Here is an 18765-nt window from a genome sequence, read left to right as displayed (position 1 = left end):
CCAACTCCCTCACGACAAAGGTCCCACTGTTCACATGAACCGAGTCTCTGCCGTGGTGGCCGCCGCGATCATCGCGGCGCTCGCCCCGACCAGCGCCTACGCGTCGACCTGGACGGTCGACGACGACAAGGCCGATTGCCCGAACGCCGCCTTCACCTCGATCCAGTCGGCGGTCAATCAGGCGGCGCCGTGGGACACCGTCGTGATCTGCGCCGGCACCTACTACGAGCAGTCCGTGCCGGCTTCGGGCAACAACTCGCCGAGCCAGACGGGCTCTCGCAACGGCCTCACGATCACGAAGCCGCTGACGATCAAGGGCGCCGGGGCGAACAAGGTGACGATCCGGCCCGCCGCGGCGCTCGGGGCCTCGCTCGCCGGCACCGCCCCGTACCTGCGCGACGGCGGCGGCAACGTCGTCACGATCTCGCGCCAGTCCGGCGGCTCGTCCGACGACAACGAGAACTTCCTGGATCTCTCCGGCGTAACGATCGAGTCGCCGGACGCCTACGCCGAGGCCGCGGTCGCGTTCTTCAACACGAGCGGGCGCATCGCCAACAGCCGCATCGGCACGATCAAGTCCGACGGCGGGCCGTACAGCTACGGCCTGGTGATGACCAACTCGCTGCAGGGCGCCGAAGCCGGCATCCGCCGCGAGGTCACGATCGAGAAGAGCCTCGTCAACGGCACCGTGTTGTTCGACGACGCCCGCGGCGCCGACGGCGCGGCCACGACCACGACGCGCTCCGGCATCAAGGCCTACGGCAACGTCGTCGGCTCGCGGATCGCGGGCTCGGTCGGCTACACGTACGGCCAGCGCGGCACGATCAGCGGCAGCGAGATCACCGGCCAGGTCGTCCTCACCGACGCCGAGACCGGCCCTGACCCGAGCAACCCGGTCGTGCGCGCGTTCAGCGCAACCGGCTCGAGCCTGCTCGGCGGCTTGACGAACACGGGCAGCACCGCCGCGCTCGTGGGCGGGAACTTCTGGGGGACGTCCACGACGACCGGCCCGGTCGAGCTCGGCACGACGCTGTCGGAGGCGCCCGCGCCGCTCAGCGTGCCCGCGGTCACCGTCGACGCCCCGCCGACCGGCGCGATCGTGGACCCGTACGGCCCGACCAAGGTGGCCTGGGACGAGACGATCTACCCGGTCGTGGTCGCCGCCGACGACTTCGGCGTGAAGTCGGTCGCGTTGAGCGCGAACGGCGTGCCGGTCGCGAGCAAGAGCACCGTGCCGTACGAGTTCGAGTACCGGCCCGCGTACGGGGACATCGGCAAGCGCGTCGTGCTGACCGCGACGATCACGGACTCCTCCGGCCAGACGAGCATCGTCTCGACCGAGCTCGACGTGCCCGTGGTCACGACCTCCACGACCGCGCCGGTCACCGGCACCGTGCCGGCGACGCTCGCGCTCACCCTCGGCACGCCGCCGACGTTCGGCGCCTTCACGCCGGGCATCGACAAGGACTACACGGCCACCACCGAGGCCACCGTGACCTCCACGGCCGGCGACGCGACCCTCACCGTGGTCGACCCGAGCCCGACGGCGCCCGGGCACCTGGTGAACGGGGCGTTCACGCTCCCGCAGCCGCTCAGCGCCCGCGCGACCAACGCCGCGAACACCGGCAGCCCGTTCGGCACGGTCTCCGGCGCCGCGCTCACGCTGCTCACGTACGGCGCGCCCGTCACCAGCGACAAGGTGACGGTCGAGTTCAAGCAGCCGATCACCAAGACCGACGCGCTCCGCACCGGCACCTACACCAAGACGCTGACCTACACGCTGTCGACGCTGAACCCGTAGCCGTCGCGCAGCGCGCTTAAACGCAGAAGGCCGCCCATCGGGCGGCCTTCTCTGCGTTGCGTGCCCGTTTCGGACTAGGTCCAGGTGGCGCGGGCCTCGGCGATGGTCGGGAGGAGCACCGGGACGGTGAGGACTGCAGCGGTGAGGACGATCTTGATGTTCTTCATGCCGCGCATCTTCGGCAGCACGAGAAAAGGCTCGGCAAAGGATCGGCAAAGCCCGCCCGTCACCCGCGTTACCCCTTCTATCGGCAGGTCTCCCCGAGACCTTTAGCCCTTTTCGCAAATTTCTTTGGGGACACGGAATGTTCCATCCGCGGCCCGGCCGGAACGATCAGTCCTCCCAGACCAGATCGCCGGCGGGCGCGGAGGTGTCAGGCGCTGCGTTCAGCCACCGGGCGATGAACCGGTGACGTGCACACCTGTGGCCGGGGCGGCACCATGCCTTGGCGCTTCCGGCGGTTACGACGATGATCCAGCGTGCGGCGATGCGGGTGCACGACGGTGGGGGCGGACGGCGGCGTGGTCTTTGCCGACGTATTGGCCTCGCCCAGCGTGACGAGCTCCAGGGCCGTATCCATGGCCCCGCGCACCAGTGCTCGGAGCGAGCGCTTGTTCGCGCGCTGTTCGGTCATCGAAGGGAACATGTGTTCGCAAGGCTACGGATCCGGTCGGACGGAAAAAAGCCCAACGTGCGGGATGGTCATCCCGGAAAATGCGGATTCCGCGGTCTAGAGCCGAACAGAGGTTCCCATGCTGCAAGCGATCTTGCAGACGGCGATTTCAGTCGCCGTTCTGGGACCACTCGTTGAGCTTGGCCTCGTACGGCTTGCCGCCGAGAGCGCCCGCGAGCTCGTCGTCCAGGCGGTCGGCAGCGCCCGCGATCTCGTAGACCGCGTTGACCAGCTCGCCCGTCTGGAGCGACTCGCCGAGGAGGTCGTAGCGGGCGATCAGCACGCCGTCCCGGAACGTGAACTTCACGAAGAAGAAGCTCCGGTTGAGGTCGTTGAGCAGGTTCAGGGCCTGCGCCGCGCCCGGGCTGCCGGGATCGATGTCCTGGAGGATCGGGGAGTGGACGATGATGACGACGGAGTCGTCCTGCCACTCACGGAAGTCGATGAAGACGGCGGCGGAGTCGAACCGCAGCCGGTAGGTGCGCCCGTCGCCGGACACGTGGTAGCGGAGTCCCTCGCGCACGAGGATCCCCGCCACCTGCTCGATGCTCGCCTCGACGTCCACCCGCCCCAATCATGCCGGATGGAGCGGGTGGGAAGACGTCACCTCGAGCCGAGCGAGGACCAGACCTCCATCTTGGTCTTGATCCGCTCCAGCACGTCGTCGGTGAACTCCGACGTCGTCGCGTGGCCGCCCAGGTCGATCGTCTTGACCCCGGAGGCGGTGGCCTCCAGCACGGACTCGTAGACGGCGCGCGAGGCGCGGTCGGCGCCGTCGTGGCCCTTCGCGGCCGCGTAGGAGAGCACGGAGCCGCAGGCCAGCAGCATCGCCATCGGGTTCGCGAGGTTCTTGCCGTACAGCGACGGCGCGGTGCCGTGCGGCGCCTCGGCCATCGCGACCTCGACGTTGTAGTCGGCGTCGAAGCCCAGGAGCACCGACTCGGCGCCCGCGATCGAGCCGAACATCGGCATCACGAGGTCGCTCAAGCAGTCACCGTCTCGATTCAGCGCGGGGATCACGAGCGGTGAGTCCGCGGCGCCCGAGATGAGGCCGGCGTACAGGGCGTCGATCAGCACCGGCTGGTAGACGACGTCCGGGTACTTGGCCGCCGCGGCGTCCATCTCCTCCTTCAGGAGCCCGTCGTAGGTCGGGGAGACGGTCCACTTGGGCCCGCCGTAGACCTTCGCGCCGATCCGCTCGGCGAACATGAACGAGTACTCGGAGACCGCGCGGCAGGTCGAGCGCGAGATCTTCATCGTCATGAACGCGGACTCTTCGTCGTCTTCGCCCTCGCGCCACTGCTTGGCGCCATAGGCGTCGTCGACGGCCATGCGCACGACGGAGATGGGGTGGTAGACGCCCGACACGGGCCCGACGACGCCGGGAATCCGCCGCCCGGTGCGCACGATCACCTTGCCGTCGACCTCCTCGCGGAGGATCCGGTTGGGGGAGCCGACGTCGTTGCGGCCCTCCGGCGTGATCGTCGCGGCCTTCAGGCCGAAGCCCGCTTCACGCATCGCGCGGGCGGCCTCATGGACGATCTCGTTGTTCGTCTCGCGCCGCTTCTCGAGCGACAGGTCGTAGCGGACCAGCTCCAGCTCGAGCCCGAGCAGCTCGGCGTCAAGGACGCGGACCGACTGCTCGAGCAGCTCTTGGCCCGTCTCGTCGCCCTCGAGGACGATGATCTTCAGCATTGGCTCGCAGGTTAGCCCGATCGCGTGCGCGTGCCGCTACGGGAACGTCAACGGCTGAGCACACCGTCGGGCGCCGCGTCAAGCAACTCGCGCTTCGCGGTGAGCCGCTTGACCCGACGCGGCCGGCGCGCTGTGTGCGGGTGAGGAGGGTTCCCCTCACTGAGTGAACGCTCAGGCGTTCACCGCGATTCGATCACGAAGGACCAAGCGCGATCGTGCGGGGCGGGGGGTGTGTCCCGGAAGTTCCGCTCAGCGAACGTTTCCGGACACACCCCCTCCGCAGGGGTGTTCGTTTGGGGGTGTGTCCCCAAACCGTCCTGTGAGGACGGTTTCGGGACACACCCCCGCGAATCGGCTCGCCGTTAGCCGTTCTCGGCCGGCGTGCCGGCCAGGCCCAGCTCGTCCGCGTGCGGCTCTAGCGCCGCGATCACGAACTCCAGGTGCTCGTCGAAGTCGATGCCGAGGAGCTCGGCGCCCTCGCGCATGCCCTCGCGGTCCACGGCGGCGGCGAACGCCGGCGTCTTCATCTTCTTCTTGACCGACTTGGGCGTCATGCCGTTGATGCCGGCGGGGCGCACGTAGGCGCAGGCCATCACGAAGCCGGAGAGCTCGTCGACGGCGAAGAGGGTCTTCTCCATCGGCGTGTCTCGCGAGACTTCCAAGTAATCCGCATGGGAGGCGACCGCGCGGACCATGTCCTCCGGGAAGCCCAACCGCTCGAGCTCGGCGAGCGCGTAGCGGGGGTGGCCGGTGTGGAGGTCCGGATAGCGCTCGTAGTCGAGGTCGTGGAGCATGCCGACGATGCCCCAGCGCTCCTCGTCCTCGCCGAACTTGCGCGCGTACGCGCGCATGCAGGCCTCGACCGCAAGCACGTGACGGCGCAGGCTCTCGGACTCCGTCCACTCGCAGAACAGCGTCCAGGCTTCGTCGCGCGTCATGGGCAGGGTCATGGGACTCGGTAGCCTAGCCGCCGCCCCCATGGAGAAGTTCGTCATCGAAGGCGGGGTGCCGCTGTCTGGCACCGTCACCCCCGCAGGCAACAAGAACGCCGCGCTGCCGCTGCTGGCCTGCGCCCTGCTCACGGACGAGGACGTCACGCTACGTAACGTTCCCGCGATCCGCGATACAGAGGCGCTGCTGGAGCTGCTCGTGGACCTCGGCGTGACCGTCGAGCGGATCGACCTCAACACGGTCAAGATGAACGCGGCCAACGTGAGCAAGACGCACGTGGACGCCGACTTGGCGGAGCGCATTCGTGCGTCCTTCCTGGCCGCGGGCCCGTTGCTCGCGCGCTTCGGGAGCGCGACGATGCCGCCGCCCGGTGGGGACGTGATCGGCCGTCGCCGGCTGGATCCGCATCTCGATGCCTTCCGGGCGCTCGGCGCCACGGTCGAGCACGGGAAGGACATCGTCATCACCGCCCCCGACAGCGGCCTCACGCCCTGTGACTTCTTCATGGACGAGCCGTCCGTGATGGGTACGGAGAACGCGCTGATGGCCGCCGCGGGCGTCGCCGGCACCACGATCATCCGCAACGCCGCGTGCGAGCCGCACGTGCAGGACGTCGCGCGCATGCTCAACAAGATGGGCGCCGCGATCGAGGGCATCGGCTCGAACGTGATGACCGTGCACGGCGTCGCCAAGCTCGGCGGCTGCGACCACGCCGTCTCGCCCGACCACATCGAGATCGGCTCGTTCATGGCCCTCGCGGGCGTGACCGGCGGTGAGCTGGACATCACGGGCTGCGTCGCCGACGACCTGCGCATGGTCCGGCTGGCGTTCCGGCGCCTCGGGCTGGAGTCCGAGATGCGCGAGGACGGCACCTGCCACATCCCGGGCAACCAGAAGCTGGTCGTCCAGCGCGACGCCGGCAACTACCAGTCCAAGATCGAAGACGGCCCGTGGCCCGCGTTCCCGGCCGACCTCACGTCGATCGCCGTCGCCCTGGCCACCCAGGCCGAGGGCAGCGTCCTGATCTTCGAGAAGATGTTCGAGAACCGCCTGTTCTTCGTGGACAAGCTGATCTCGATGGGCGCGGAGATCACGATCTGCGACCCGCACCGGGCGATCGTGATCGGCCCGCGGCAGCTGCGCGGCGCCCGCGTCTCGTCCCCGGACATCCGCGCCGGCATGGCGATGCTGATCGCCGCCGTCTGCGCCCAGGGCACGAGCGAGATCCACAACGTGCGCGACATCGATCGCGGCTACGAGCGGATCGACGAGCGCCTCCGTGCGCTCGGCGCGAACATCGAGCGCGTGCCGGTGACGTGATCCACCCGATTCCGAGCGGCACCCGGGATGTGCTCCCGGACGAGCTTCGCGAGTTGCGCGTCATCACCGACGCCATGCGCGAGGTCTTCGACCGCTTCGAGTACGGCGAGGTCTCGACCCCCGCGCTGGAGTACGAGGCCGTGCTCACGCGCGGTGACTCCGCGGCCGCGGACCCCGCCTACCGGCTGTTCGACGAGCACGGCAACGTGCTCGTCCTGCGCTCGGACATGACGATCCCGATCGCGCGCGTGGTGGCCACCCGCTACCCCAGCGCGCCGATCCCGCTGCGCTTCTCGTACGTCGCGCACGCCTACCGGGCCGTGCGCCAGCACCGGCTGCAGTCGCGCGAGATCCTGCAGGCCGGGATCGAGCTCGTGGGTGCGCCGGGGCCGAGCGGTACCGCCGAGGCGGTCACCGTCCTGTGCGCCGCGCTGGACGCCGCCGGGCTGAAGTCCTACAAGGTCGGCCTCGGCGACGCGTCCCTGTTCGGGCGCGTGCTGGAGCGCGAGGGCGTGCCCGAGGGCGCGCGCGCCGCGATCCTGCGCGAGCTGGGCTCCGGCGACATGGTCGGGCTCGAGCGCGAGCTCTCCGGTGTCGGCGCCGCGGCGCTCCTCGACGTCGCGCGAGCCCGCGGCGGGGTGGAGATCGTGCCCGAGGGCGAGCCGCTGCGCGAGGTGTTCGAGCTGCTCACGCCGGACGTCGCCGACCGCGTGATCTTCGACCTCGGCCTGGTCCGGACGCTCGGCTACTACACGGGCCCGGTGTTCGAGGTCTACGACGCCGCCTTCGGCGCGCCGCTGGGTGGCGGCGGGCGCTACGACGACCTTCTCGGCCGCTTCGGGCGCTCTCTGCCGGCCTGCGGCTGGGCGTTGGACGTCGAACGCGTCCACGCCGCGGCATTGGGAGAGGGACGATGAGGATCGCTGTCCCGCGCGGCGCGCTGATGCGCGAGGCGCTCGACCTGCTCGACGTGCTCGGGATCGACACGGCCGAGGTGCGCTCGAACGACCGCAAGCTCCTGTTCGAGGAGTCCGGCCTGATCACGATGCGCCCGTCCGACGTCCCGACCTACGTGGAGTCGGGCGCCGCGGACATCGGCATCACGGGCAAGGACGTGCTCGCCGAGCATCCCGAGCGCGACGTCTACGAGCTGCTCGACCTCGGGTTCGGCCGCTGCCGGATGGTGTTCGCGACGGTCGACGGGGAGGACCCCGCGGCCGAGGCGCTGCGCCGCCTGGGCAGCATGCGGATCGCCACCAAGTACCCGAACATGGCTTCGGCCTACTTCGAGAAGACGGGGCGCCAGGTCGAGATCGTCGAGGTCAAGGGCTCCGTCGAGCTCGCACCGCTCACCGGCATGGTCCACGGCATCGTCGATCTGACCGCGACGGGCACGACCCTGCGCGAGAACGGGCTCGTGATCCGCGAGGAGATCTCGGTCGCGACCGCGCGGCTCATCGCCAACCCGGTGTCGTACCGGGTGAAGGCGGCGGAGATCGACGCGGTGGTGGAGAAGCTGCGTGGGGCCTGAGGTGCTCGCCGCTCGCATCCGCGCATCGGTGCCTCCGGGCGCGTCCGTGGCTGAGGACGTCGCGAAGATCATCGCCGCGGTGCGGGCGGAGGGCGACGCGGCGGTTGAGCACTTCGAGTCGCAGTTCGGCAGCGGGGCGCGTCCGCCGTTCGCGCCGGGACCGGGTTCGCTCCCGGACGACGTGCGGGCCGGTTTGGAGGTCGCGATCCGCAACGTCGGCGCCGTGGCCACGTCCGGCCTCGACCGCGACCGCGAGGTCAAGTTCCCCGAGGGGCAGAGCATCAAGCTGCGTGAGGTGCCGGTGCGGCGCGCGGCGGTGTACGCCCCCGGTGGTCGAAATCCGTATCCGTCCACGGTCGTGATGGGCGTCGTGACGGCGCAGGCCGCGGGCGTGGACGAGGTCTACGTGGTCGGCGCGCCGCATCCGGTGATGGTCGGCGCGGCGGAGCTGTGCGGCGCCGACGGCTACTTCGCCGTGACGGGCGCGCAGGCGGTCGCGGCGCTGGCGTACGGCACGGACTCGATCCCGCGCGTGGACGTGATCGTCGGGCCCGGCTCGCTGTGGGTGCAGGAGGCCAAGCGGCAGGTGTCCGGCGTGGTCGGCATCGACGGCTTCGCGGGGCCTTCGGACCTGACCGTGATCGCCACCGACGGCGCCGACATGGAGGCGTTGCGCGCCGACCTGGCGGGGCAGGCCGAGCACGGCGAGGGTTCCTTGACGGTGGCGGTGTCGGACGATCAGACGATCTTGGACGCGCTGGACGCGCAGCACGGCGTCTTCGTGGAGTCGATGGATGACGCGCTGGCGTTCGTGGAGGTCCTCGCGCCCGAGCATCTGCAGCTCGCGGGGGAGGCGGCTGAGGCCTTGGCGCCGCGGATTCGCTCCGCTGGCTGCCTGTTCGTCGGCTCGGAATCCGGCACCGCGTTCGGCGACTACGTGGTGGGTTCGAACCACGTTCTGCCGACCGAGGGCGCCGCGCGCTTCGCCTCGGGCCTGAACGTGCGCCACTTCCGGCGGCGGATGGCGGAGGTGCGCGTGGGCTCCGCGGCGGCGTCGCTGGCGGCCGCCGGCGTGCCGATCGCGGAGGCCGAGGCGTTCGAGGCCCATGCCGCCTCGATGCGGTTGCGTCAGAATTCCCGCCCGTGAGTACTCGAAGCGCTGCCATCGATCGCAAGACCGGTGAGACGGACGTCTCGCTTTCGCTGTCCCTGAGCGGGCACGGCGAGGGCACCCGTTCCACCGGCGTCGGGTTCTTCGACCACATGCTCGACCTCCTCGCCCGCCACGGGCGGCTGGAGCTCGACGTGAAGGTCGCCGGCGACTTGCATACGGGCGCGCACCACACGGTCGAGGACACGGGGATCGTGTTCGGGCAGGCGCTGGATCGCGCACTGGGCGACCGTGCGGGGATCTACCGCTATGGGCACGCGGTCGTGCCGATGGACGAGGCGCGCGCGGAGTGCTCCGTGGACATCTCGGGGCGCCCATACACGTTGGTGACCGGCTTCGATCGCCTGCCGAGCGGGTCGATCAACGGCTTCGACTACGAAGAGGCCGAGGAGTTCTTCCGCGCTGTGGCTTCCGCCGCGCGGCTCACGCTGCACATCGAGCTGCAGGCGGGCACGAACGCCCACCACATGATCGAGGCGTGCTTCAAGGCGTTCGCGCGGGCGCTGCGCGCCGCCGTCGCGATCGATCCGGACGAGCCCGGCGTGCCGTCGACCAAGGGGACGTTGACCTCATGATCGCGATCGCCGACTACGGCATGGGCAACCGGCGCAGCGTCGAGAAGGCCCTGGCGCACGTGGGTGCTGCCTCGGTCATCACGAGCGACGTGCGGGACGCTTCGGCCATCATCCTGCCGGGCGTGGGTGCCTTCCCGGAGGCGATGCGGAGCATCGAGCGGACCGGGTTGGGCGAGCAGCTGATCGAGCGCGCCGCCGCCGGCGTGCCGCTGCTGGGGATCTGCCTCGGCATGCAGCTGCTGTTCGAGTCCTCCACCGAGCACGAGGGCGCCGCCGGCCTGGGGATCCTGCCCGGGACCGTGACGCGCCTCGAGTCGCCGCGGCTGCCGCACATCGGCTGGAACCTCGTGCGCTTCGGTCGTGAGTCCGCGTTGACGGAAGGGCTCGGCGACGCCGCGGCCTTCTACCACGTGCATTCCTTCGCCTGCCGCCCCGCCGATGACGGTGACGTCGTCGGCGTGAGCGAGTACGGCGAGCGGTTCGTGAGCGTCGTCGAGCGCGACAACGTCATGGCCGCCCAGTTCCATCCCGAGAAGTCCTCGATCGACGGTTTGAAGATGCTCAAGAACTTCGCGGCGCTGGCCGCAGTGCCGGTCGCATGATCCTCTATCCGGCGATCGACATCATGGAAGGCCAGGCCGTCCGCCTGGTCGAAGGCAAGTTCGAGGACTCCACGACCTACCACGACGACCCGGTCGAAGCCGGCAAGTCGTGGGTCGCGGCCGGTGCTCGCTACCTGCACGTCGTGGACCTCGACGGCGCCCGCTCCGGCGCCCCGAAGTCCCTGGACCACCTGCGCCGGATCGTGGCCGAGACCGGCATCCCGATCCAGTACGGCGGCGGCCTGCGCACGGTCGACAACGTCCGCGACGCCTTGCGCGCCGGCGCCGAGCGCGCCGTCATCGGCACCGCCGCCTTCCGCGACATCGACTTCCTCGACGACGTCGTCGCCCAGTACGGCCCGCGGATCATGATCGCCGTGGACGTCAAGGACGGCATGATCGCCACCGAGGGCTGGACCCAGACCACCTCGCTGCCCGTCGTCGACGCCATCCAGCGCCTGACGAGCCGCGGCGTCCGCTCCTTCATCTACACCGACGTCTCCCGCGACGGCAAGCTCACCGGCCCCGACCTGGAGAGCGTGAAGACCGTCGCCGACGCCGTCCGCGGCCGCTTCATCTACTCGGGCGGCATCGGCACGCTGGACGACCTCCGCGCGCTCGCCGAGCTCCGCCAGGTCAACCTGTCCGGCGTGATCGCGGGCAAGTCCCTGTACGAGAAGAAGTTCACTGTCGCCGAGGGCCAGGCCGCCCTCGACGGCAAGTAGCGTCTCAGTTGGCGTTGAAGGCGAGCGCGGTCGAGCGCTCGTCTTCAAGACGCACGATCACGGAGACGTTCCCCCGCTCGTCCGGCTCGACGTCGAGGGCGATGGCTTGCACTTGCTTGAGCTCGTATCTGGTCATGTCAAACAAGACCCCGCCGGTCCGCTTCGGTGACGCCGCCACGCAAGGTCTTACGAGCGGGTTAGCCGCCCCTTAGAACGAGAAAGACCGCCTCGGCGGGCGGTCTGATCCTGTTATCGGCAGGCCGGGCCAGAACCTTTAGCCCTGTTCACCGTGTTGGCGCGTTGGCGCTCGTTCGAGGCGCTCGAGGCGCGCGGCGATGGACGGTGTCCGCTACATCGGGTTCGCGGCAGCGAGAACACGACGCTTTCCCACCCGCTCGTGATCCATCGCGGGGCGGTTCGTGGCGCGCGGCCCGATTCCTACTCGCCGCCGCCTCCCGCGTCGCCTCCGTCGCCGTCCCCGCTGCCGTGGTCGTCGCCGTCGGACGGCCATGACCGCTCGGTCGGGAACAGGCCCCGGAGGGCGTCGGCGCGCTCGTAGGTCAGGAAGGACCAGAGGACGCTGCCCAGGACGAGGACGACCAGGCCGACGCCGACGGCCTCGGGCGCTTCGAGCTCGTACAGCAGGAGGTTGATCACCCCGACGGCACGCGTCGAGGCTACGCCGGGCGGGAACGCACCGTCAACGGCGGCTAGGGTCATATGGCGTGCACTACAAGCGTGTGATCCCCTGCATGGACGTGGACAACGGCCGTGTCGTGAAGGGCACGAAGTTCATCGACATCCGCGACGCCGGGGACCCGGTGGAGCTGGCCGCGCACTACGACGCGCAGGGCGCCGACGAGCTGATCTTCCTGGACATCACCGCGACGAGCGACAAGCGGGCGACCGTGGTCGAGCTGGCGCGGCGCGCCGCGGACCAGGTGTTCGTGCCGTTCACGATCGGCGGCGGGGTGCGGCAGGTGCAGGACGCGCACGACGTGCTGGGGGCGGGCGCGGACAAGGTGGCGATCAACTCGGCGGCGCTGGCGCGGCCGGAGCTGATCGACGAGCTCGCGCAGGTGTTCGGCGCGCAGTGCGTGGTGCTGGCGATCGACGCCAAGCGGCGGCCAGACGGGTCGTACGAGGCGTACGTGGCCGGCGGGCGCACGCCGACCGGCAAGGACGCGCTCGAGTGGGCGCGGGAAGGTGTGGAGCGCGGCGCGGGGGAGATCCTGCTGACCTCGATGGACCGCGACGGCACCAACGACGGCTACGAGCTCCGGCTCACGAACCGGGTCGCGAACGTGGTGGACGTGCCCGTGATCGCCTCAGGTGGGGCGGGGCACCCGCAGGACCTGGTCGAAGCGCTGACGGTCGGGGCGGACGCCGTGCTGTGCGCGTCGATCTTCCACTACGGCAGCCACACGATCCCCGAGGTCAAGGACGCGCTGCGCAAGGCCGGGTTCGAGACCCGGCCGATCGCCGCTAACCCTTTGGCCTGAGGGCGTACAGCGACGAGTAGCCGGTCAGGAAGATCGTCCGGCCGTCGCTGATCACGGGGTTGAACGCGCCGCGGCCCATCGAGAAGACCTTCTTGCCGGTCCGCACGCCGAGGCCGGTGGTCGTCTTCTTGCCCCAGTTGGAGTAGTAGACGATGTCGCCGACCACGGTCGGCGCGCCGCTGATCTTCCCGCCGTCCTTGTGGCGCCAGAGCTGCTTGCCGTTGCGCGCGTCGACGGCGTAGAAGTAGCCGTCGTAGGACCCGAAGAAGACGGTCGGCTTGCCACCCGGCACCTGCGCGACCGCGGGCGAGGAGTACACGTAGGAGCCCGTGCCCTTCGTCCACGCGAGCTTGCCGTTCGAGGACGAGAACGAGTACATGCGGCCGTCGGTGTTCCCGACGTAGACGCGGCCGTAGGCGACGGCGGGCGTCGAGTAGAACTGCCCGGAGCCGAGGCCGAAGCGCGCGCCGCGCGTCGTGGAGGACCAGACCTGCTTGCCGTCGGGCTGCCGGAGCGCGTACACGCGGCCCTTGTAGTCGCCGAAGAAGAGCTTGCCGTTGGCCAGCGCGAGCCCGGCCTTGACGGCACCGGAGGCCTTGAACGTCCAGCGGACGGCGCCGTCGCCGGCGCGCAGGTTGTAGATCGTCCCGTTCTCGGAGCCGAAGTAGATGCGGTCGCCGTCGAACACGGGCGAGGACTCCGAGCGCGACGGCAGGAGCCGCTTCCAGAGGATCTTGCCGGTCTTGGCGTCCAGCGCGAAGACCGCGCCCGCCTTGCCCTTCCCGCGCGAGAGCACGGTCGCGAAGATCCGACCGTTCCCGTAGGCGGGAGTGGAGGCGGCCAGCACGCCGATCTTCTTCTTCCAGACGGCCTTGCCCGTGCGCTTGTCGACCGCATGCAGCGCGCCGTTGTTGCGCAGCAGGAACAGCTTGCCCTCGGCCATCGCGGGCGAGAACTCCATGAGGATCGAGCCCGGGTAGGTCCACACGCGCCGGAACGGCGGGCGCAGCAGCTTCGACGCGGGCAGGAAGCGGCGCCGGTCCTTGGAGTAGCCGTAGCCCGCCCAGATGAAGTTGCGCAGCGGGTCGACCTTCTTGGACTCGGCTGGGGGCTCGGTCGGGATCGCCGTGGGCACGGCGGTGACCGTCGGCTCCTCCTCGAACGCGACGTCCGCGTTGTTCACGTCCTCAGGGGGTCGCGTGAGCGCGAACACCGCGCCGCCGGCGACGAGCACGAGCAGCACGAGGGTGGCGGCCCCCAGGATCCACTTCTTCCTGGCCGTCATCGGCGAAGCAGGGTAGTCGGGCCACTTAACGGAACATGTGGGCCATGGACGCGTTCGAGGCGCTGAGAGACGAGCCGCAGGTCTACCTGGTCGGCGGCGCGGTGCGGGACGAGCTCCTCGGCCGGACGCCGAAGGAGCTGGACTTCGTGGTCGAAGGTGACGCCATCGCGGTGGCGCGCCGCGCCGCCGAGCGCCTCGGCGGCGAGCTGACCGTCCACGAGCGCTTCGGCACGGCCACGATCCGCACGGAAGCGGACAGCTTCGACCTCACGTCCGCTCGCACCGAGACGTACGCGCACCCCGGCGCGCTGCCGACCGTGCAGCTCGGCGCGACGATCGAGCAGGACCTCGGCCGCCGCGACTTCACCGTCAACGCCATCGCGCGCAGCCTCGACGGGCGCGAGGTCGCCTATCCCAATGCGCGGGAGGATCTCGAGGCCGGCGTCCTGCGGGTGCTGCACGACCGCTCGTTCATCGACGATCCGACCCGCATGCTGCGGCTGGTCCGCTACGCCGAGCGGTTCGGCTTCGCGGCCGACCCACGCACGGCGGCGCTGTTCGACCTCGACCTCCTCAAGACCGTCAGCCAGGACCGCGTGAACCGCGAGGTCCGGCTCATCCTCGGCGAGGCGCCGCACCTGCTGCCGACGTACGGCCCGCTGTCGGACGTGCCCGAGATCACCGCCGCCACGAAGCTCCACACCCGTACAGACGTCCCGGACGCGGACCTGTGGCGCCTGTTGCGCCGTGAGCGCCCCGAGACGATCGACCTGCTCGTCGCGGCGGGCAACGAAGGCGCGCGGCGTTGGCGGGACCACGTGAGCGGGCTCGCCCTGGAGATCAACGGCCGCGACCTGATCGAACGCGGGCTGACGGGCGCGCAGATCGGCCAGGGGCTGGAAAAGGCGACGGTCGCGCTGCTCGAGGGCCGTGCGCCCGACCGCGCCTCACAGCTCGATGCTGCGCTCTCATGATCGTTTTAGGTTGACTAGGCCGTAAAACGCACATATTCTCTCCCTCCCAACACGGAGGAGAGACCGGTGCGGAGATTGGCTTTGTTGGTGGTCGGCGTGTCCCTGGGCGTCGCGATGCCCGCGCAGGCGGCGGACTTCCCGTCGGACTTCGCCAATCCACCCCGTGAGGTGCAGCCGAAGTTCCGCTGGTGGTGGCCGAACGCGCTCGTCGACAACGCCGAGATCGCCAACGAGGTCGACCAGATGGCCGACGCCGGGTTCGGCGGCGCCGAGATCTCCGACGTGCACCACTCGACGTCCACCGGCCTCGACCCCGCCGGCCACGGCTGGGGCACGCAGGCCTGGGTCGACGCGATGCAGGTCGCGCTGGAGCGCGCCAAGGCCCGCGGGATGACGATGGACTTCGCGTCCGGGCCGAGTTGGCCGTCCGCGGTCCCGTCCATCACGCCGGACAGCGGCTCCGCGATCAAGGAGCTCGCGTACGGGCGCGCGACGATCACCGGCGGCCAGACGTTCAGCGGCCCGGCCCCGGCGCCGGTGATCGCGCCGGCCTCGGGGGTGACCACGAAGCAGCTCCGGTACGTGCAGGCGCTGAAGATCGCGACCGCCGGCAACCCGCCGAGCACCGCCTACACGCTCGACAAGGCGTCGCTGGTGAACCTCACGCCCGACGGCGAGAACGTCACGTTCACGCCGCCCGACAGCGGCAACTGGCTCCTGATCGCCTACTGGGAGCGCGGCTCCGGCCAGAAGCCCGAGGGCAGCAACCACACGACGCCGGACTCCTACGTCGTCGACCACTTCAGCAAGGCCGGCACCGCCGCGATCACCGACTTCTGGGACGGGCACATCCTCACGCCGACGATTCGCAGCCTGATCAAGGACGCGGGCGGCGCTTTCTTCGAGGACTCGCTGGAGATCGAGACCGACGCGACGATCTGGACGCCCGAGTTCGCCGACGCCTTCGAGGCCCAGCTCGGCTACAGCCTCATCCCGTACCTGCCGCTGATCGTCAAGCAGGACGAGAAGACGATCTTCAACTACGACAGCGACACCAACGGCCGCGTCCGCCGCGACATCAACCTGGTCCTCACCAACCTCTACAACGACAACCACGTCAAGCCGCTGAAGGCGTGGGCGAACGCGCTCGGCCTGAAGCTGCGCGTCCAGCCGTACGGCCTGCAGACGGACGCGATGCAGGCGAGCGCGCTCGTGGACATCCCCGAAGGCGAGTCGCTCGGCTTCAAGAACCTCGACGACTACCGGCGCCAGGCCGGCGCACGCGACATGGCCGGCAACACGATCCTGTCCAACGAGGCGGGCGCGACCGCCGGCGGCGCCTACGCGACCACGTGGGACCAGACGCTGCGCAAGCTCGCCCCGATGTTCGCGGCGGGCGTCAACCAGAACGTCTTCCACGGCTTCAGCTACCTGACCGCGCCCGCCGCGCGCTGGCCCGGGTTCGCCGCGTTCAGCCCGTACAACGGCGCTTCCGGCTACGGCGAGTCGTGGGGCCCGCGCCAGCCGACCTGGAAGCACGTGAGCGATGTGAGCGCGTACTTCGCTCGCAACCAGGAGGTGATGCAGACCGGCCGCAACCAGCTCGACGCGGCCGTGCTCGCCCAGACCGGGTACGTGGCCGCGGGCTACGGCGCGCCGTTCTTCACGCCCGACACGCGTGAGGCCGCGCAGGTGCTCAAGGACGGCGGCACGCAGATCGGCTGGACGAACGAGACGATCTCCGAGTCGCTGCTGGACCTGCCGACCGCGAGCGTGCGGAACGGTCGCCTCGCGCCGGACGGGCCGAACTTCAAGACGCTCGTGATCGAGGGCGACGTCGCGTTCAGCCGCGGCATCTGGCTGCGCGCGAGCACCGCGACCAAGCTCGTCGCGTGGGCGAAGGCGGGGCTGCCGATCGTGCTGGTCGGCAACTGGAGCGCGCCGACGGTCAGCGGCCTGGCCAAGCCGGGCGAGGTGGACGCGGTGAAGGCCGCGGTCGTCGACCTGCTCGGGCAGCCGACCGTCCGCAACGTCGCCGACCGGGCCGGCATCCCGGTCGCGCTGGCGGCGCTCAACGTCCAGCGCGACGTCGAGTACGGCTCGGTGCAGCCGGTTCAGACCGCCCACCGCGTGGATGGGGCGAAGGACTACTACTTCCTCGCCAACACGCACGCGACGGCCGCGGCGAGCTTCGACGCGACGTTCGCGATGACCGACCCCAGCGCCGTGCCGTACGTGGCCGACGCCTGGACCGGCACGCTCAAGCCGGTCGCCAACTACAGCGTGGTCAACGGGCGGCTGAAGACGCGGATCGACCTCAAGGCGGGGCAGACGACGATCCTCGTGCTCGGCAAGGACCTGGCGAAGCTGCCGGTCCACGCGACCGCGAGCGACGCCGACCTCGTCCGCGCCGACGGGAAGAACGTCGTGATCCGCGACACGACGCCCGGCACGTACACGACGACGTTGGACGACGGCCGCGCGGTCGCGACCACGATCGGTGCCGTCGCCGCGCCGAAGCCGCTCACGCAGTGGTCGCTCGACGTCGACGACTGGATCCCCGGCACGACCCCGACCACGACCGCCCACGTCCCGCACACGCTGCAGCTCGACGGCCTGAAGGCGTGGCCGGCGATCCCCGAGCTGGCTGACGTCTCCGGTCTCGGCACCTACACGACGACGTTCGAGTGGGATGGCGCTCCCGCCTACCTGGAGCTCGGCGAGGTGTTCGACACCTACCGCGTGTGGATCAACGGCCGCGCGTTGCCGCCGTCCGACCAGCTGAACACCACGCTCGACGCCGGCCCGTACCTGATCAAGGGCCAGAACACGATCAAGGTCGAGGTGGCGACGACGCTCAACAACCGCCTGCGCGTCGTCGACGTCGCGTTCAAGAGCAACACGCGGCAGAACTACGGCCTCGTCGGCCCGGCGCGGCTCGTGCCCTACGGCGAGGCGGCGGTGTACGCGCAGACGGAGGCCGGCGGGACGGTCGGCGGCTCCGTCCCGGCGACGCTGGCGCTCTCCCTCAGCGGGCCGGCGAGCTTCGGGGCGTTCACCCCGGGGATCGACAAGACGTACGACGCGTCCACGCAGGCGACCGTGACGTCGACCGCGGGCGACGCGGCGCTGACCGTCTCCGATCCCGGCCGGCTGAAGAACGGGGCGTTCAGCCTCGCCCAGCCGCTCGAGGTCCTCGGCGTGCCGAAGACCTACGCCGGTCCGGTCAGCAACGACACGGTCGACGTCGGCTTCCGACAGCGGATCGGCCGCACCGAGCCGCTGCGCACCGGCAGCTACGCGACGACGGTGACGTTCACGCTGTCGACGACGACGCCGTGAGCGTCTGACGGCGCCCGAAGGCGAAGATCGCTCCGGGCGCCGTCGCCACGGCCACGAGGATCAGAGCGTCGCGCGGGTCGTCGTGGGCGAGCTGCCCCGCGACCGCCGCGCCGGCCGCCATGCCGAGCGAGCCCGCCGTGGTGAGCCACGTGAGCGCCTCGACCGCCCGCTGCGACGGCACCACGACGTCCAGCAGCTCGAACACGCCCACGTTGAACACGCCGTACCCGACGCCCGCGAACAGCAGGACGCCGGCCAGCGCGTAGGAAGACGTCACGAACGCGCAGGCCGCGAGCGCGACGGCCATGCCCGCCACGCCCGCGACGAACCGCCGGTCCGCGGCGATCGACGACTGGCCGCCCCACAGCGAGCCGAAGATGCTGCCGACGGCCATCGCGGACAGCGCCAGCGCCGCGAGCCCGGGTGACCCGTCGGCGAGAGCGGGCGCGGCGACGTCGATCGCGCCCGCCGAGACGCCCAGGCAGAGCTCGGCGACGAGGAGGGTGAGAAGCCCGGCGGAGAACGGGGACGCGCGCCGCGCGGCGCGGGGGGCCGGTGCGGCGTGGGTGGCCGGCGGGGGCGGGGCCGGCGCGGCGGAGGGAGTGCGCGGACGCCCAG

General features: G+C 70.4%; 17 protein-coding genes and 1 pseudogene. 11 read left to right on the top strand and 7 right to left on the bottom strand.

Features of this window, described 5'->3' with window-relative positions:
- The first annotated feature begins 34 nt into the window (after window positions 1–34).
- Window positions 35–1801 (top strand): hypothetical protein, encoded by a 1767-nt coding sequence (locus OJ997_RS28460; RefSeq protein WP_270028720.1) that lies wholly within the window; start codon window positions 35–37, stop codon window positions 1799–1801.
- Between the two features lie 373 nt (window positions 1802–2174).
- On the opposite strand, the gene OJ997_RS28455 is transcribed toward OJ997_RS28460, so the two are convergent.
- The 4 genes from OJ997_RS28455 to OJ997_RS28440 form a co-directional block, all read right to left on the bottom strand.
- Complete coding sequence (locus tag OJ997_RS28455; RefSeq protein WP_270028719.1) at window positions 2175–2435, bottom strand: hypothetical protein; 261 nt, start codon at window positions 2433–2435, stop codon at window positions 2175–2177.
- Window positions 2436–2583: 148 nt separating this feature from the next.
- Window positions 2584–3039, bottom strand: coding sequence for a T3SS (YopN, CesT) and YbjN peptide-binding chaperone 1 (locus tag OJ997_RS28450; protein ID WP_270028718.1), 456 nt, complete (start codon window positions 3037–3039; stop codon window positions 2584–2586).
- A 38-nt stretch (window positions 3040–3077) separates the two neighbouring features.
- Window positions 3078–4169: an isocitrate/isopropylmalate family dehydrogenase gene (locus OJ997_RS28445; protein ID WP_270028717.1), complete on the bottom strand. Its 1092-nt coding sequence runs from the start codon at window positions 4167–4169 to the stop codon at window positions 3078–3080.
- Window positions 4170–4531: 362 nt separating this feature from the next.
- On the bottom strand, window positions 4532–5119 hold the full coding sequence (locus OJ997_RS28440) for an HDIG domain-containing metalloprotein (protein WP_270028716.1): 588 nt from the start codon (window positions 5117–5119) through the stop codon (window positions 4532–4534).
- A 28-nt stretch (window positions 5120–5147) separates the two neighbouring features.
- Between OJ997_RS28440 and murA the strand changes: the two genes are divergently transcribed.
- Genes murA through hisA form a run of 7 tightly spaced genes read left to right on the top strand, consistent with a single transcriptional unit; the run spans window position 5148 to window position 11044 of the window.
- Window positions 5148–6440, top strand: a complete 1293-nt coding sequence (murA, locus tag OJ997_RS28435; protein ID WP_270028715.1) for a UDP-N-acetylglucosamine 1-carboxyvinyltransferase — start codon at window positions 5148–5150, stop codon at window positions 6438–6440.
- Window positions 6437–7357 (top strand): ATP phosphoribosyltransferase regulatory subunit, encoded by a 921-nt coding sequence (locus OJ997_RS28430; RefSeq protein ID WP_270028714.1) that lies wholly within the window; start codon window positions 6437–6439, stop codon window positions 7355–7357. The genes murA and OJ997_RS28430 overlap by 4 nt, the downstream gene beginning before the upstream one ends.
- Entirely contained in the window at window positions 7354–7971 is a 618-nt protein-coding gene (hisG, locus tag OJ997_RS28425; RefSeq protein WP_270028712.1) for an ATP phosphoribosyltransferase, read from the top strand. Before OJ997_RS28430 ends, hisG begins: the two co-directional genes overlap by 4 nt.
- Window positions 7972–8017: 46 nt before the next feature.
- Window positions 8018–9118: a histidinol dehydrogenase gene (locus OJ997_RS28420; RefSeq protein ID WP_270028711.1), complete on the top strand. Its 1101-nt coding sequence runs from the start codon at window positions 8018–8020 to the stop codon at window positions 9116–9118.
- Entirely contained in the window at window positions 9115–9717 is a 603-nt protein-coding gene (hisB, locus tag OJ997_RS28415) for an imidazoleglycerol-phosphate dehydratase HisB (RefSeq protein ID WP_270028709.1), read from the top strand. Before OJ997_RS28420 ends, hisB begins: the two co-directional genes overlap by 4 nt.
- On the top strand, window positions 9714–10319 hold the full coding sequence (hisH, locus tag OJ997_RS28410; RefSeq protein ID WP_270028707.1) for an imidazole glycerol phosphate synthase subunit HisH: 606 nt from the start codon (window positions 9714–9716) through the stop codon (window positions 10317–10319). The genes hisB and hisH overlap by 4 nt, the downstream gene beginning before the upstream one ends.
- Window positions 10316–11044: a 1-(5-phosphoribosyl)-5-[(5-phosphoribosylamino)methylideneamino]imidazole-4-carboxamide isomerase gene (gene hisA, locus OJ997_RS28405; protein WP_270028706.1), complete on the top strand. Its 729-nt coding sequence runs from the start codon at window positions 10316–10318 to the stop codon at window positions 11042–11044. The genes hisH and hisA overlap by 4 nt, the downstream gene beginning before the upstream one ends.
- A gap of 438 nt (window positions 11045–11482) precedes the next feature.
- On the opposite strand, the gene OJ997_RS28400 is transcribed toward hisA, so the two are convergent.
- Window positions 11483–11764, bottom strand: a complete 282-nt coding sequence (locus OJ997_RS28400; protein WP_270028704.1) for a hypothetical protein — start codon at window positions 11762–11764, stop codon at window positions 11483–11485.
- 5 nt (window positions 11765–11769) lie between these two features.
- Between OJ997_RS28400 and hisF the strand changes: the two genes are divergently transcribed.
- On the top strand, window positions 11770–12546 hold the full coding sequence (gene hisF / locus OJ997_RS28395) for an imidazole glycerol phosphate synthase subunit HisF (protein ID WP_270028703.1): 777 nt from the start codon (window positions 11770–11772) through the stop codon (window positions 12544–12546).
- Here hisF and OJ997_RS28390 read toward each other — a convergent pair.
- Window positions 12530–13831 (bottom strand): outer membrane protein assembly factor BamB family protein, encoded by a 1302-nt coding sequence (locus OJ997_RS28390; protein ID WP_270028702.1) that lies wholly within the window; start codon window positions 13829–13831, stop codon window positions 12530–12532. The genes hisF and OJ997_RS28390 overlap by 17 nt on opposite strands.
- A gap of 44 nt (window positions 13832–13875) precedes the next feature.
- On the opposite strand from OJ997_RS28390, the gene OJ997_RS28385 reads away from it, so the two are divergent.
- Together OJ997_RS28385 and OJ997_RS28380 are read left to right on the top strand one after the other, a co-directional pair.
- Window positions 13876–14805, top strand: a complete 930-nt coding sequence (locus OJ997_RS28385; protein ID WP_270028701.1) for a tRNA nucleotidyltransferase/poly(A) polymerase family protein — start codon at window positions 13876–13878, stop codon at window positions 14803–14805.
- Window positions 14806–14871: 66 nt separating this feature from the next.
- Window positions 14872–18147, top strand: coding sequence for a glycosyl hydrolase (locus tag OJ997_RS28380; RefSeq protein WP_270028700.1), 3276 nt, complete (start codon window positions 14872–14874; stop codon window positions 18145–18147).
- On the opposite strand, the pseudogene OJ997_RS28375 reads toward OJ997_RS28380, so the two are convergent.
- Window positions 18122–18765: pseudogene (locus OJ997_RS28375) on the bottom strand (hypothetical protein); the annotation flags it as partial. The gene OJ997_RS28380 and the pseudogene OJ997_RS28375 sit on opposite strands and share 26 nt — an antisense overlap.

Source organism: Solirubrobacter phytolaccae (genome assembly GCF_027587195.1).
GTDB classification, from domain to species: domain Bacteria; phylum Actinomycetota; class Thermoleophilia; order Solirubrobacterales; family Solirubrobacteraceae; genus Solirubrobacter; species Solirubrobacter phytolaccae.
This window is presented reverse-complemented; position numbering and strand designations above follow the sequence as displayed.

What these genes read in the sequence shown, in the direction of transcription:
- OJ997_RS28460 (WP_270028720.1), top strand. Translation starts at nt 35, where the DNA reads ATGAACCGAGTCTCTGCCGTGGTGGCCGCCGCGATCATCGCGGCGCTC.
- OJ997_RS28455 (WP_270028719.1), bottom strand. Translation starts at nt 2,435, where the DNA reads ATGACCGAACAGCGCGCGAACAAGCGCTCGCTCCGAGCACTGGTGCGC.
- OJ997_RS28445 (WP_270028717.1), bottom strand. Translation starts at nt 4,169, where the DNA reads ATGCTGAAGATCATCGTCCTCGAGGGCGACGAGACGGGCCAAGAGCTG.
- OJ997_RS28440 (WP_270028716.1), bottom strand. Translation starts at nt 5,119, where the DNA reads ATGACCCTGCCCATGACGCGCGACGAAGCCTGGACGCTGTTCTGCGAG.
- murA (WP_270028715.1), top strand. Translation starts at nt 5,148, where the DNA reads ATGGAGAAGTTCGTCATCGAAGGCGGGGTGCCGCTGTCTGGCACCGTC.
- hisG (WP_270028712.1), top strand. Translation starts at nt 7,354, where the DNA reads ATGAGGATCGCTGTCCCGCGCGGCGCGCTGATGCGCGAGGCGCTCGAC.
- hisH (WP_270028707.1), top strand. Translation starts at nt 9,714, where the DNA reads ATGATCGCGATCGCCGACTACGGCATGGGCAACCGGCGCAGCGTCGAG.
- hisA (WP_270028706.1), top strand. Translation starts at nt 10,316, where the DNA reads ATGATCCTCTATCCGGCGATCGACATCATGGAAGGCCAGGCCGTCCGC.
- OJ997_RS28400 (WP_270028704.1), bottom strand. Translation starts at nt 11,764, where the DNA reads ATGACCCTAGCCGCCGTTGACGGTGCGTTCCCGCCCGGCGTAGCCTCG.
- OJ997_RS28390 (WP_270028702.1), bottom strand. Translation starts at nt 13,831, where the DNA reads ATGACGGCCAGGAAGAAGTGGATCCTGGGGGCCGCCACCCTCGTGCTG.
- OJ997_RS28385 (WP_270028701.1), top strand. Translation starts at nt 13,876, where the DNA reads ATGGACGCGTTCGAGGCGCTGAGAGACGAGCCGCAGGTCTACCTGGTC.